Source organism: Lysinibacillus sp. G4S2, from assembly GCF_030348505.1.
Classification (GTDB): domain Bacteria; phylum Bacillota; class Bacilli; order Bacillales_A; family Planococcaceae; genus Lysinibacillus.
This window is the reverse complement of record NZ_JAUCFJ010000002.1, coordinates 146112-160742: the sequence shown is the minus strand read 5'-3', so window position 1 is coordinate 160742 and position 14631 is coordinate 146112. Positions and strand designations below refer to the sequence as shown.

11 protein-coding genes are annotated in these 14631 nt (G+C 37.7%); 5 read left to right on the top strand and 6 right to left on the bottom strand.

Features of this window, described 5'->3' with window-relative positions:
* Positions 1-23: 23 nt before the first annotated feature.
* A complete protein-coding gene (locus tag QUF91_RS01130; protein ID WP_289416539.1) occupies positions 24-2942 on the bottom strand; it encodes an InlB B-repeat-containing protein in 2919 nt (972 codons plus the stop codon).
* A 778-nt stretch (positions 2943-3720) separates the two neighbouring features.
* On the opposite strand from QUF91_RS01130, the gene QUF91_RS01125 reads away from it, so the two are divergent.
* From QUF91_RS01125 to QUF91_RS01105, 5 genes are all read left to right on the top strand, one after another.
* Positions 3721-4824, top strand: a complete 1104-nt coding sequence (locus tag QUF91_RS01125; RefSeq protein WP_289416536.1) for an extracellular solute-binding protein — start codon at positions 3721-3723, stop codon at positions 4822-4824.
* A 131-nt stretch (positions 4825-4955) separates the two neighbouring features.
* Positions 4956-6026 (top strand): ABC transporter ATP-binding protein, encoded by a 1071-nt coding sequence (locus QUF91_RS01120; RefSeq protein ID WP_289416535.1) that lies wholly within the window; start codon positions 4956-4958, stop codon positions 6024-6026.
* Between the two features lie 12 nt (positions 6027-6038).
* Positions 6039-7760: an ABC transporter permease gene (locus QUF91_RS01115; RefSeq protein WP_289416532.1), complete on the top strand. Its 1722-nt coding sequence runs from the start codon at positions 6039-6041 to the stop codon at positions 7758-7760.
* Between the two features lie 26 nt (positions 7761-7786).
* The gene (gene argH, locus QUF91_RS01110; protein ID WP_289416530.1) at positions 7787-9301 is read left to right on the top strand and encodes an argininosuccinate lyase; all 1515 of its coding nucleotides are present in this window, start codon (positions 7787-7789) and stop codon (positions 9299-9301) included.
* Positions 9298-10248, top strand: coding sequence for an N-acetylglucosamine kinase (locus QUF91_RS01105; RefSeq protein ID WP_289416528.1), 951 nt, complete (start codon positions 9298-9300; stop codon positions 10246-10248). Before argH ends, QUF91_RS01105 begins: the two co-directional genes overlap by 4 nt.
* 59 nt (positions 10249-10307) lie before the next feature.
* Here the strand turns inward: QUF91_RS01105 and QUF91_RS01100 are convergent, their stop codons facing one another.
* The 5 genes from QUF91_RS01100 to QUF91_RS01080 all read right to left on the bottom strand — a co-directional run bounded on the left by QUF91_RS01100 (position 10308) and on the right by QUF91_RS01080 (position 14452).
* Positions 10308-10604: a hypothetical protein gene (locus QUF91_RS01100; protein ID WP_289416527.1), complete on the bottom strand. Its 297-nt coding sequence runs from the start codon at positions 10602-10604 to the stop codon at positions 10308-10310.
* A 9-nt stretch (positions 10605-10613) separates the two neighbouring features.
* Positions 10614-11918, bottom strand: a complete 1305-nt coding sequence (locus tag QUF91_RS01095; protein ID WP_289416525.1) for a transglutaminase domain-containing protein — start codon at positions 11916-11918, stop codon at positions 10614-10616.
* 95 nt (positions 11919-12013) lie between these two features.
* Positions 12014-13162 (bottom strand): transglutaminase domain-containing protein, encoded by a 1149-nt coding sequence (locus QUF91_RS01090; RefSeq protein ID WP_285398376.1) that lies wholly within the window; start codon positions 13160-13162, stop codon positions 12014-12016.
* Between the two features lie 234 nt (positions 13163-13396).
* Complete coding sequence (locus QUF91_RS01085) at positions 13397-13657, bottom strand: metal-sensitive transcriptional regulator (protein ID WP_053993550.1); 261 nt, start codon at positions 13655-13657, stop codon at positions 13397-13399.
* Between the two features lie 84 nt (positions 13658-13741).
* Positions 13742-14452, bottom strand: coding sequence for a glycosyltransferase family 2 protein (locus QUF91_RS01080; protein WP_289416520.1), 711 nt, complete (start codon positions 14450-14452; stop codon positions 13742-13744).
* Between the last annotated feature and the right edge of the window lie 179 nt (positions 14453-14631).

Sequence of the window (14631 nt, the reverse complement as noted above, 5' to 3'; positions counted from 1 at the left end):
CTCCCTTATTTCTGTATTAAGTTTTATAAACCAAGCGCTCGGTACATAAATGCCGTAAATTGTGCACGCGTCAAATTTTCATTCGGTCTGAAATTACCGTTTTCATCGCCTAGTGCAATGTTATTGTCTGCTAGAGCGGCAATATATCCACTTGCCCAATGCGATGGATCGACATCTTTAAACGTACTATTGCCTGCTGGCGTTAAGCCAAATGCAAGCACCATCATTTTTGCCATTTGGGCACGTGTGATATAAGCGTTTGGACGAAATGCCTCGTTTGAACCATCCACAATTCCCGCTCGTTGTAGTCGTGTGATTTGTTCATAATAGGGATGGCTTTTAGGGACATCCGAAAAGGAGACAGACTCTCGAATTGGTATTGGTTGTAATGCACGGTCAATCATAAGTACTACGTGTTGACGTTGCGTCATATCATTTGGTCGGAAAGTGCCATCTGGATAACCTATAATAATGCATCGCTTGGCAACTTCTTTAATCATATCTTGTGCCCAGTTATGATCAATATCCTTGAAAGTAATATCACAACCATTACTCTCCTTCATCCATCGAGCATATAATGTTAAGTCTTCTGCGACGACATCTTTTGCAAAATCCCATGCTTTTGTGAATTCTTTATTTTTATACCAGCCGATAAACAAATAGCCTTCCTTCTTTGGATTAGCAGGTGCTTTCACTAAAGCTTTATATGCCACTGTTTGTGAAGGGATTTTACTGCCTCCGTTTGAATCAAAAGTAACAATATAATTATCCTTTGTCCATTTCGCATACAACGTTATGTCTGCTGTTACTTTATCTTTCGCAAAGTCCCATGCATTGTTAAGCGCTGCATCCTTATACCAGCCAACAAATTGATAGCCTTCTTTCACGGGAGTGGATGGTGCTTTCACTAGGTCGTTGAAGCCAACCGTTTGTGACGGCACTTTACTGCCACCATTGGAGTCAAAAGTGACGATATTTAGATAAGATCCTCCTGAACCACCTGAGCTACCGCCCGACGTATTATCCTTTGTCCATTTCGCATACAATGTCACGTTTTTTGTCACTACATCTTTTGCAAAATCCCATAGTACTGTCAATTCTTTATCTTTGTGCCAGCCGTTGAATGTATAGCCTGCCTTCGTTGGATTAGAAGGGGCTTTCACTAACTCGTTATATCCAACAGTTTGCGATGAAACTTCACTTCCTCCATTGGCATCAAAAGTAACGATATAGCTTGCTTTCGACCATTTGGCGTATAGCGTGATATCTTTTTCCACTACATCTTGATCGAAATTCCATGCTTCAGTTAGCCCTTTGTCTTTATACCACCCTGCAAATGTGTACCCTTCTTTTACTAGAGTAGATGGGGCTTTTACTAACTCTCCAGCCCCTACTGATTGGGATGGTACTTTGTTTCCGCCATTGGCATCGAAAGTAACGATGTAGCTTTGTTTCAACCATTTAGCGTATAGTGTGATATCCTTTTTCACTACATCCTGATCGAGATTCCATTCTTCTATTAGTCCTTTGTCTTTATACCAACCTCCAAATGTGTATCCAGCTTTTACTGGAGAGGATGGTACTTTCACTAGTTCACCATATTCTACTGTTTGGGATGGAACTTCATTTCCGCCATCGGTATCAAACATGACAGCAAAGGGACTCCACTTAGCGTAAACAGTCATTGGTTTGGATACAGTGTTATTCCAATTTATCGTATAATCTTCATCTTCAAACCATCCTAAAAAAGATTTTCCATTCTTAAATTGGAATTTAAAAGGAGTTGTAGCCCATTGGAATTCATGTGCTCCATGAAAAGTTATAAAATCTAATTGATTATAACTAAATGCTTCCGATTCTATTGTGGTCACACTTGCGGGGATTTCTACACTTGTCAATTGATTATAAGCAAATGCATAGTTTTCTATCGTTGTTACGCTTGGAGGGATCTCAATACTTGTTAATTTATTACTAAAGAATGCCCGCTCTCCTAACGTTGTTACGCCTGAGGATAGTCCTATACTTGTTAATTTATTATAAGCAAATGCGCTGTTTCCTATTGTCGTTACGCTTGGGGGGATTTTTATACTTGTTAATTGATTTTCAAAAAATGCACCGATTTCTATCGTCGTCACGCTTGTTGGGATTTTTATACTTGTTAATTTATTATAAGCAAACGCATATGGTTCTATCATTTTCACACTTGAGGGGATTTCTATACTCGTTAATTGGTTTTTTGAAAATGCACTGCTTCCTATAGTTGTCACGCTTGTTGGTATTTCTACACTGATTAATTGATTATCAGAAAATGCACCGATTCCTATCATTGTAACGCTTGATGATATTTCTACACTTGTTAATTGATTATTAGAAAATGCACTCTCTCTTATCGTTGTCACACTTGATGGTATTTCTACACTTGTTAAACGATTATTAGAAAATGCACGATCTCCTATCGTTGTCACACTTAATGGTATTTCTACACTTGTTAATTGATTATAAGCAAATGCACTCTCTCCTACTGTTGTCACGCTTGAAGGAATCGTTGCACTTCTGAGTTGCTTATTAGCAAATGCTAGGTACCCTATTTCTATAACTGGTTTACCATTGATTTCACTTGGAATTACGATATCTGATTTATCGCCCTGATATCCTATAATGACAACACCATTGCCTACAATTTTTGTTAAATAGTCATCCTCCCTATAGTCCCCCTCCTCATTAACCGGGACTACAATATTATCATTTGGCAATTTAACTTCGTCTTCATAATCTAAAGTTATGGTTTCATCTTCTTTGTTCGATGGTTCTTTCTCATATTCATCATCGGGCATTACAATATCATTCTCACCATTGCTTGTCGCATAAACAGTTAGACTACCCAATGACAATTGAGAAAACACCAAAAGCATGGAAACTAATAGTAAAAATACTTTTTTCATTTAGTAATCTCCTTTCAATATATAAATATGTGATTTAGCAATAGATTAAAAAGAAATACTCAGAAGCATCACTACTATTACCACAAATACAAAATTATTTACTTTTTACACTTAACCTATACCTCTAACCAAACTCCTTTAAACATTTTTTCCCTCTTTTAAGTATTTTTTTTACTTTTCATCTCTTGCAATCTCCGATTGTATCGCACTTTACAAAAGGATAAAAATCAACTTTTGTTAATTTTCTAGCAAAATTTGATAATAGTGAATTTGAAATTAATGCGTTTTAAAATTTGCACTTGATTTGAATGATTTTCAACGAGTATTGTTGAAAACTAGTAGCACTTTTAAGATCTTGTGTAAAGAGTTTTTGATGGTACCACTTCTGTATTACTTGCACTGTCGAAGCATCAAGAACCATTTTTCAACACTTTATATAAAATCATTCCATTTTCAAAAAAAAACAAAAAAGGACATCCTTTAAAGGAAATCCTTTAATGATTATCGCTGACTAAGGGTAAAACCTTCTGATACAAGTCAATATTTGCACACTTTCGTACATATTTTGATAATCTATTCTCAATCCCCCCAAAATCGAGACTACTCGCTACTTTAAAGAGTTAAGAGTTTTCAGCTTTAGTTAAACACCTTTGCTATCTATTATTTACTTAGTTATTATGAATCTAATTATAATTTTTTAATTATTCTAACATTAATGCAGTGTCTCCGGATTATACTGCTATATGTAAGTTTTTCACTATTAGGGAGGGGGAAGATTATGCAGAAAACACGTATTTTCGGTTTTTTACTTGTGCTGATGGTTATTGTCTTAGCTGCTTGTAGTAGTGTTAACAAGACTGCTACAAAAGATGCAAAGGATAACGACAAAACGTCTAATTCTGAAAAGACCGATGTTGCAGCTACACCATCTGGAAAGCTTGTGATCTATACAGGGCGCGATGAAGAAATGGTGAAAAAGGTAATCGCTCAGTTTAATGAAAAGTACCCGGACATTGAAGTGGAATTTTTAACGATGGGCGCACAACAAATTTTAGAACGCCTACGTGGTGAGAAAGCAAATCCTCAGGCTGATTTTTGGTGGGGCGGTACGCAATCTGCGCTAACTGTCGGTGCCAATGAGGATTTACTTCACGCTTGGAAGCCTAGCTTTAACGACTCCATTGATGCAGCTTATAAAGATGCAGATGGTCGTTGGTTTGGTGAAATGTTACTGCCAGAGGTCATTATGATTAACAAAGAATTATTAACGAAAGAAACGGGCCCACAAGATTGGGATGATCTATTAGATCCAAAGTGGAAGGATAAAATTTTAATTCGTGGTGTGTTAGCATCTGGGACGATGCGTACTATTTACTCATCTATGATTTTACGTCAAGGTGCAGATACACCTGAGAAGGGCTACGATTGGTTATTAAAATTAGATGCCAATACGAAGGAATATACGCAAGATCCAAATGCACTTTATTTAAAGATGACACGACAAGAAGGCAGCGTTTCTTTATGGAATTTGCAAGATATTTTATTAAAGAAATATACGACTGATTATCCGTTCGATTACATTTATCCGAAGAGTGGTGCTCCGATTTTAGTTGATGGTGTTGCTGTTGTAAACAATGCAAAAAACTTAGAAAATGCAAAGCTCTTCACAGAATTCATATTTGAAAAAGGAATGGTGACTCAACTAGCCAACGATTACTATCAAATCCCTACTCGCTCAGATATCGATAAAGCCGCAATGCCTGAGTGGTATAAAGAATTAGATTTAAAAACTTTTGATATAGATTGGCAGCTCATGACTGAGAAAGAAGCTGAATGGATGGAGCATTGGGATAACAATATTAAAGGCCGAGGAAAAAAGTGACCAATTCCTAACTTGTCCTATAGTTCTGAAATCTAAAACATCTACGAATATTGTTCATGTTTATAAGCCTCGAGTATATTTTGCTCGAGGCTTCATGCAACTAATTTTCTAACGAGAAAGGAGCATTTCATTTGAAAAGTGTCAAAATAGAAAATGTCTCTAAGAAATTCGGTCAAATACATGGCGTAAAAGATTTAAATCTCCATATTAAAGCTGGTGAGTTTTTCACTTTTCTCGGTCCAAGTGGTTGTGGGAAAACGACAACGCTTAGGATGATAGCCGGTTTTTATTATCCAACGGAGGGGAAAATTCTTTTTGATGATTTTGACGTGACAAGACTTCAACCGAATAAACGGAACATCGGTATGGTGTTTCAAAATTATGCCCTCTTTCCACATATGACGGTAGACGAAAATATCGCCTTTGGCTTACAAGTACGGAAATTTTCAAAGGCAGAGATTAAGCAAAAAGTTGACCGTATTAGAGGGCTTGTCCATTTATCACAATATGGCAATCGGAAAATTAATGAATTATCTGGTGGGCAGCAGCAACGGGTTGCATTGGCAAGAGCACTGGTGATTGAACCTGATATTTTATTATTAGACGAGCCATTATCAAATTTAGATGCGAAATTACGTGAAGAAACGCGGATTGAAATAAAAAGAATTCAGTCCGAGCTCGGTGTCACAACCATTTATGTTACGCATGATCAAATGGAAGCTATGTCCATGTCAGATCGTATTATGGTCATGGAAAATGGGCACGTCAGACAAATCGGTACTCCTCAAGAAATTTATAATCGGCCCTCAAACCGCTTCGTAGCAGATTTTATTGGTGAGACAAACCTCATTGAAGCGGCAATCGACGCCGTCAATGGTGACGATATACAAGTAAAAACAGCAAGTGGACTTGTTCTCACTGGGCGAAAGAAACAAAGCTCCCCCACTTTAACGCATATGATTGGAGACAAAGTTTTTATTTCTATTCGTCCTGAATCTATTCATCAAGGTACTGGTGAAAACACATTAACAGGTAAAATTACCTTCGTTGAATTTACAGGGATTAGTGTGAACTACATTGTGGACTGTATTGATTTTTCACTAAAAGTAATGATTATTAATATGAACGGTCAGTTCAAAAAAATTGGTGAAGACATCACTTTAAATATAGCCCAAGATTCACTGTATTTTTTAGGGGAATAGGAGGGTAACAACATGGAAAAAACACATCTTAAACTTTCAGAAGGAAATGCATGGACACGACTAACTAGTTCAAATTGGTTTGTGTATATATTAGTTGCACCTTTATTTTTAGTGTTGTTTGCCTATGTCGTATACCCATTCTATCAAACTTTTATAGAAAGCTTTTCTAGTGATGATGCGCTAGCTAATTATAAAAAGTTTTTTAATCTCGCTAGCCCCGCAAATATAGAGGCATTATGGACTAGTATATATATATCCGTTATTAGTGTTATTTGCTGTGCAATTGTCGGTGTGACCATGGCATTTCTACTGGAACGCTATGATTTCCCAGGCAGACGGATACTCTCTGTTTTAGTATTGGTACCTATGGCTCTTCCGCCATTAGTAGGTGTACTTTCCTTTACATTTTTGTATGGAGAAAGTGGTATTTTCCCACGTGCATTTCAGCACCTATTCGGTTTAGAGCAAGTACCTTTTTCATTAAAAGGCATATGGGGGGTTATCGTAGTACATACATTCACTATGTACACTTACTTCTACTTAACCGCCTCAGCAGCTATAAAAGGTCTTGATCCAGCTTTAGAGGAAGCCGCAACTAGCTTAGGTGCCGGTCGTATTCGAGTATGGACAAAGGTTATTTTGCCCATGTTAACACCTTCGATTGTTGCCTCATCCTTACTCGTATTTATGATATCTATGGCATCCTACACGGCACCTTTAATGTTCGGTGTCGAACGCACAATGACGATGCAAATCTATTTATCACGTACGAATGGGAATTTAGATATGGCAGCAACACAATCTATGATTTTATCCTTTGTGTCCATTACCTTTTTAATTGTTATGCGTTGGTATCAAAACCGCCGAAATTATCAAAACCTCAGTAAAGGGATTAGTGTGCATCGATCTGAAGTGTCTTCAAAAAGCATGAAAATTTTAGCGACTATTGCGTCTTTCCTAGGCACATCAATTTTAATTTTGCCGATTTTAGTGCTTATATTAATTTCATTTTCTGTTGATGGTGCATGGAAAACGCAAATTCTCCCAACCGACTATACATTGGATCATTATCAAGCACTCTTTACAGATGAACGGACATGGCGACCAATTTGGAACTCCATTCAAATGGGGATCGTTGCAACACTCGGCAATATCCTTTTCGGTGTCGCAGCAGCCTACGCTATGGTACGGTTAAACTTTAAAGGTAAAACATTACTCGATATTTTAATCATGGTTCCTTGGGCGTTACCGGGAACGGTGGTAGCTGTCAATTTAATCGCAGCCTTTAGTACGGAAAATATATTCGCCTTTAATCAGGTTCTTATTGGGACATTCTGGATTTTACCGTTAGCCTATTTCATAAGACATTTACCGCTCGTTTTCCGGTCTACATCGGCATCTCTTGTTCAATTAGATCAGTCTATCGAAGAAGCATCACGAAGCTTAGGTGCAACTTGGTGGTATTCATTTAGACGTATTGTATTGCCACTAACATTTACAGGCATTTTGGCAGGTACATTACTAGCACTTGTTCAAAGCTTCGGCGAATTCGTAGCATCTATTCTTATTTACAGTACGTCAACAATCCCATTATCAGTGGCGATATTCCAAAAATTGTATGCATTTAAATTTGGAACTGCTTGTGCATATGGCGTCTTACAAATTTGTTTAATTTTAATTGTGCTTATTATTTCCGAGAAGTTATCTAAAGGCAGTGCTGGTTCGGCCATATAACTGCTATCTACTAGGAGGCAATTAATATGTTTGAAGATTTCCGCAGCAAAACGCAGCAAGAAGATGGTATGATTTTCCCCTCTAATATTTATCGTAAAATCGTCTTACAGCCAGCTTATGAAGAAGCCAAGAAGAACTTTTTAACCATCATGCTACAAATCAATATTGCACACTTAAAAATGTTAGAAGAACAGGGACTTGTAAAAAAAGAAGAAGCAAAACAAATTGGTATTGCACTAAAAAAACTAGACTTGAACTATTATCGTATAGAGGATTACAGCCCGCGATATGAGGATTTATTTTTCCGCATCGAAAATAAATTAATAGAGCTTGCTGGCGATGTTGCCGGGAATCTTCACATAGGTAGAAGTCGTAATGATATGGGCATTGCCATCTATCGAATGACTTTAAGAAAAAAATTGTTATTGCTTATGCGAGAATTACTGACATTACGGGATGATTTAATCGCAGCTGCTGAAGAGCATGTTGATACGATTATGATTGGCTATACACATACACAGCAGGCACAGCCAACAACCTTTGCCCATTATTTGAAAGCTGTCATCGATCAACTTGAACGAGACTTTGAACGCTTGCAGCATGTTTATAAAACGGTGAATCGTAGCAGTATGGGAGCAGCAGCATTAACGACAACAGGCTTCAATATTAATCGTGAGCGCATGCGTGAGTTATTGGCATTTGATGATATTATCGAAAATGCATGGGATGCTGTTGCTGGTGCAGATTATATCGCAGAAGCGGCGAGTATCGTTCAGCTTGCAGCTCTTAATCTTGGCCGTACATCCCAGGATTTCCTACTGTGGGCTACACAGGAATTCAATGCATTTACGTTGGCGAGCCCGTACGTGCAAGTTAGCTCGATCATGCCGCAAAAGCGTAATCCTGTTTCGATAGAGCATACACGTTCATTGCTATCTGCGGTTGTTGGTGATGCTAGTACAGTATTACAAATGGTACATAATACACCGTTTGGAGATATCGTGGACACAGAAGATGATATGCAACCATATTTATGGCGTGCTATCGACCGTTTAATAGGTATTTACAAACTATTTGGTTCGCTTGTTGTGACAATGAATGTGAACAAGAAAAAACTAAGAAATCGAGCAGAAAATAGCTTTGCCAATGTAACTGAGCTTGCCGATACATTAGTGCGTTCTGAAGGGATTTCATTCCGCCAAGCACATAGTATTGTTAGTAAATGTATTAAGGTCTTACTCTCTCATGGCGAGGAATCTCTAGCAAGTCTTACATGGGGTCTAGCGAATATGCAATCCAAATTGATTACTGGTAAGCCCTTAAAAATCTCTGAAGAAGATTTTTATAACACATTAAAACCAGAGACTTTTGTTGCTGTCCGTACATTACCTGGTGGTCCAGCACCCGTAACGATGAAAGCCTCTCTTGAACGCTCCAAGGAAAATGCTCAGAACCTTTATGAATGGATTCGTTTGAAAGAGTCTATAATTGTTGAGGCAGAAAAACAATTAACTGTATTTATAGAGGAATGGAATCAATGATGGAATGGCTACTTATTATTGACGGTGGTGCTACAAAAACGGCATGTGCGGTCGTACATGCCGAGTCAGGTGAAATAAAATATACAAAATCAACGAGTGGCTCGAATTATCAAGCAATCGGTGCTGAATCTGCTACAGCAATATTGCATGCGTTATTGGCCCATGTACAGGACTTTTTGCAAAAGCAAGAGTGCTCAAATATATCTGTAGCTACCTTTGCAATGGCTGGGATTGATTCTCCCAAAGATCATGAAATCGTGTCAGCAATCGTTCATAGCGTAATATCAGCACTACAATTAAAGATAGATATGCTTATTATTGAAAATGATGCACAGGCCACTTTACTAGGTGTTACGGCTGAACAGACAGGCGCTTTACTCATAGCTGGAACAGGAGCCATTGCGTACGCATTTGATGGCTCGCAAATAATAGTACGTGCAGGTGGTTGGGGACATCGTGCCGGAGATGAAGGTAGTGGCTATTGGTTAGGGCAAGAGGTTATACGCGCCATTTTCCGAATGGAAGACGGGCGTGGTGAGCCGACCCTATTAAAAGATGCAGTCTATGATTACTTACGGATCCAAGATGTTACAGAGCTAGCTACATGGCTGTTCCGTCCATCTTACACAAATGCACAGCTTGCAAAAATGGGAGCCTTTTTGGCAGATGCCGTGACCCAAAAGGATTCATGTGCCATTCAAATATCAATGCGTGCTGCTCAGGAATTAGTGCTCCTTGCATGCGCCGTGTTGAAAAAAGTTGGTTATCAAGGAGAAGCATTTACTCTTTATTGTAATGGTGGTGCCATTAAGCATAATCCATTAATTTTTAAAACTTTTTCACAGGAAATGAAGTCGATGTATCCGCAAATCGAAGTTTCCCTGTGTCAGCACCAACCAATCTATTATCTTATAGAGCGAACAAAAAGGGCCTATGACAATCTGTAATGTCATAGGCCTTTCATGTTGTTGAAAACTATTTTGTTCAATGAAATTAGGATGCTCTATTAAATAAAATATGGCTCTTCGGCAAAACGAGGGGTTGATTTCCGTTCTGGCTGGGCGCTTTGTTGCTGACGCTTTGCTTTCGCAGAGATAAAACATTTGTAGCTGTCGCTTCGCTTTCGCACAGACAAAAACCGTGTTGCTGTCGCTTCGCTTTCGCACAGACAAAAACCGTGCTGCTGTCGCTTCGCTTTCGCACAGACAAAAACCGTGTTGCTGTCACTTCGCTTTCGTCGAGGAATAAAGCTTCCCCCACTAAAAGTGAGACAGGCGATACCCTGCACGGAGATCGTTTTCATTGATCACCCTTAAAGCGCCATTTTTTTCAGTTCATTTGTCGTGAAATATAAATAGCCATCCTTCACAAATAAATCCTTCGTATCTTCCCGATTTAATATTTGCTCTCCGCTTCCATCCGGGCGAATTTTCGTTAAATACGCTCCTTGTGAATAATTACTAAAATATAGCCAACCATCTGCATAAACAATGTATTGTGCACGCGAACGGGAAACACGCTGCGATTTACCTGTTTTCAGATCAAGCACGTACAATTTATTATCATCAGAAACACTGCTATAAAAAATTTGCTGTCCTACCTGTGTAGAGAAATCTATATCGTGAAAGTAGTTATACGTTGTACTCGTTGCTTTCGGGTAGTCTTCAGCAATCCACTTATGATCTTTTGCCATCGTTCGATCATCCACTAAAAAATATTGATAGCGAATCGCCCCTTTACGATCAGGTACTGGATCATTCCATGTAGTATCAAGATGATACCATTGACCATCAAGCTTTACTAAATTCCAAGCATGTCCTTGCTGTCCGACATAGCCGACTATATATTTTGTTTCTATCCCTAGCTTTTGTAACATCGTATGAGCCAACAATGCATAGCCCTGACAAACACCACCATGTTCTTCCAGCACTGTATATGCGCTATGTGGGCTTGAATTGGTTTGGTCTGTGTAGGCAGTGTTGGCAACAATATAATCATTGACAGCCCTAACCTTCTCTACATCACTTAATGATTTTTTATTGATAGAGGCTACAATCTCTTGAACTTTCATTTCAACAGATGCGGCCTGTTCAGGTGTCATTAAATAACTTTGCTCACCAAAAATAGTGGCTGTATTTCCTCCATATTCAAAACGAATTGAACGTTTGCTAATATGCCCATATACATAATCATCCCGCTTTGTCGCATTTTCATAGGCTTCCTCCACAATCTTTTCAATCCGTTGTGTATCTCCTTTATATTGAATCTCAAACGTAGGTGAAAAACTACTGTAGTACGCATACATCGCATCAGCCATTTCCTTTGCATTTGTTACAACTAACTTTGCTTCAGGTGTTTTAGAAGTAGGAGCTGTAACGGGTACCTTTTCTTCCGGCTGTTCTTCTACAGGTGTGGCCGTTTCAATTGAGGCATTCTCTGAAAGTTTAGCAGTGGCATCTATAATTTTTTCCTTCGTTGAGAGAAGCATCGTTTCTATTTCATCATTATTTGCCCAAGTTATCACTTGTTGTACAACCGCTTTACCAGCTGTATAAATAGGGTCAATAAAAATAACGATAATTACGATAATGGCTAATTTTTTCCACAAAATGCTCACCTCCGACTGTTTTCCTGTTTTCATTATATACAAAAAAAGCACAAAGGGCTTACTCGGAAGTCCTTGTGCTTTCATTTTATAAAGATAGTTGAAGCTTAGTTTATTTTAAGATTTTGTTCTTTTGCATTAACATTATAATTTAAACGATTATCACTAACGCTTAAGTTAGCAACTGATTGCTTCACAAGCACCTCAGTTTTTAATGTTTGAAGATTTAATTTTGTTAAGTAACCACTGTTACTGTAATCACTGAAATATAAATTGTTGTCTGATCCTGTGATGTACAAGGCACGTTTATCCATTACCTTTGTTTTCTTACCGTTTGTTAAATCAAGCTTGTACAATTTATCGTTATCCGCTGTATTACTGAAGTACAATGTATTATTAACTTCATATGCGAAATGAACATTTTGCATATAGCTATATGTTGTACTTGTTGCAGCAGGATAATCTGAAGCTTCCCACTTATGGTCTTTCTTTAGCTGTGCATCATTTACTAAAAAATAATCATATGAAGAAGAGCCGACGCGATTTGGTAGTGGATCATTCCATGTTGTATCTAAATGATACCACTTACCATCAACCTTCACTAAATTCCACGCATGTGCCTGATTACCATTAACATAGCCTACTACATACTTGGATTCGATTCCTGCTTGCTCCAACATTTTATAAGTTGTTAAAGCGTAGCCTTGACATACAGCTTGTCCTTCCATTAGTAATGCATATGCACCATGAGGACTAGCACTTGTTTTAGTGCCATATGCAGTATTTGAAACAATATAATCATTGATCGCTTTTACTTTTTCAAATTCTTTCATTGAAGGCTTAATAATTGTTTTTAATACTTGATCAATCTTTTGTTGTACGGCCGCTTCTTGTTTTTTGTCTGTGAAATATTTTATTTTATATGTCACATTGCCTGCTGAATCTGCAGAAACAGTCATGCTTTCCATATGACCACTTGCATAGACCGCTTGCTCTTGTGCCTTTTCAAAGGTCTCCATAATTTTTTTACTGAAATCAGTCATTGGACCGCTATATGTAATTTTAATCTCTGGTTCGAAATTATTTAATTGTTTTGCGATTTCTTTTGTGAATTGATCCCAAGTTGTTACTTTGGCATCTGCTACTACATTAATAACTGGTGAAGTATTTACTGGATGTGCGTCTGTATTTTTAGCATATGCTGCTGTTGGACTTAACATTAGTAATGCTACCCCGCTTATCAACCATTTCTTCATAATAAATCACCTTCCCGTTTGTTATATCCTGTAATTAGGATAGCAGAAAAAGTAACTACAAATCTATCGTACAAGTTCACTAACTATGACTTTCAACTACCGATTTTACTTTATAGAATAGGTCAAAACTCCCTATAATAAAATATTAGTACCGATTTTTGCAAAAAAATAAAAACCCACCTGTTTTTAGTGAGTTTCTATAGCCTTTTCCATCTAAGCAGGCTTCGCTCTATGTTAACGACTTTTCACTACTAAATTGACGGCCTCCTGAATAGCTTCATTCATTTTCTCGCCGTCACCTTCAGCATTTTGTACACATTCTAAAAGATTCGTACTAACAATTACACCTACTGTACGATCTACTGCTGAACGTACTGCCGATAATTGAGTAATAACTGCCTTACAATCTTTTCCTTCTTCCATCATTTTTAAAATTCCACGTAGCTGGCCTTCCATCCGTTTCACACGATTTTTCACTTGATCTGAATATTCCATCATTATTGCCCCTTCTTTCCTATACTCGCTACGTTCATGAGTAATTATTATTTTTTATCCTAGCACATTATTTCAAAATTAAACCTACTTATTCCTTGGTTTTAAGTAATTCTTAAGCATTTTAGCAATAATTGACCTTGCATTTGTTATTTCATCATACTGAATAACTGTATTTTTCTTTATTCGTAACTGTCCTATCTCTACTTCAAAAATTGGACACTTCCTTTTAAGTGCAGCAACTAACATATTTGTGTCGTAGTCATATCGCTCACCTTTTACTTTCATCAGCCATGGTAGCTCCTTTATAGAAATAAAACGTAAGCCTGTTTGTGTATCCATTAGCTTTCTATGATAAAGAAGCTCAAAAAATAAGCTTGTTGCACGATTACCCCAGTATGATAAAAGAGTGCTGTCAGAAGAATGGAAGTTACGGACTCCTAGCACAATTCCTTCAGAAAATACCTTTGTCATCGTTAAAACTAGCTTTACATCTTGTAACGTATGTTGGCTATGAGCACCTACTGTAATCACACCTTGAAAAGCGCCCCTTTGCTCCCTTACATAGGCAAATGCTGTTTTTAATGCCCCACCCTTACCAATATTGTGGTCATGCTCAAGCACTCGACAGCAGTCAATCTTTTTCAACTCCTCAAAAATACCTGCATATTTTTGATCGCTACCATCATTGACAATAATAATTTGGCTAATAGTGGTGGCTAACAATTGATGGACATAGGTTATAAGTGAATGTTGTGGATTATAGGCTGGTATAATTGCTACAATATTTTTCATCATTTCTATCCCCCGGATCACTATACAGCGGAACTTTGGTAGCTGCACTTTTTAGCAATATCTACTACGAATTTCAACGAATATCCTTATATCAAATAGTATCATTTAACAAGGGCAATTCAACTGATAACCCTAATGTATCAATAATATCGATATTTTCCCGATATATGAAAAAAGAATAT

What these genes read in the sequence shown, in the direction of transcription:
- QUF91_RS01100 (WP_289416527.1), bottom strand. Translation starts at nt 10,604, where the DNA reads ATGAAAACGATCTCCGTGCAGGGTATCGCCTGTCTCACTTTTAGTGGG.
- argH (WP_289416530.1), top strand. Translation starts at nt 7,787, where the DNA reads ATGTTTGAAGATTTCCGCAGCAAAACGCAGCAAGAAGATGGTATGATT.
- QUF91_RS01090 (WP_285398376.1), bottom strand. Translation starts at nt 13,162, where the DNA reads ATGAAGAAATGGTTGATAAGCGGGGTAGCATTACTAATGTTAAGTCCA.
- QUF91_RS01125 (WP_289416536.1), top strand. Translation starts at nt 3,721, where the DNA reads ATGCAGAAAACACGTATTTTCGGTTTTTTACTTGTGCTGATGGTTATT.
- QUF91_RS01085 (WP_053993550.1), bottom strand. Translation starts at nt 13,657, where the DNA reads ATGGAATATTCAGATCAAGTGAAAAATCGTGTGAAACGGATGGAAGGC.
- QUF91_RS01115 (WP_289416532.1), top strand. Translation starts at nt 6,039, where the DNA reads ATGGAAAAAACACATCTTAAACTTTCAGAAGGAAATGCATGGACACGA.
- QUF91_RS01105 (WP_289416528.1), top strand. Translation starts at nt 9,298, where the DNA reads ATGATGGAATGGCTACTTATTATTGACGGTGGTGCTACAAAAACGGCA.
- QUF91_RS01080 (WP_289416520.1), bottom strand. Translation starts at nt 14,452, where the DNA reads ATGATGAAAAATATTGTAGCAATTATACCAGCCTATAATCCACAACAT.
- QUF91_RS01130 (WP_289416539.1), bottom strand. Translation starts at nt 2,942, where the DNA reads ATGAAAAAAGTATTTTTACTATTAGTTTCCATGCTTTTGGTGTTTTCT.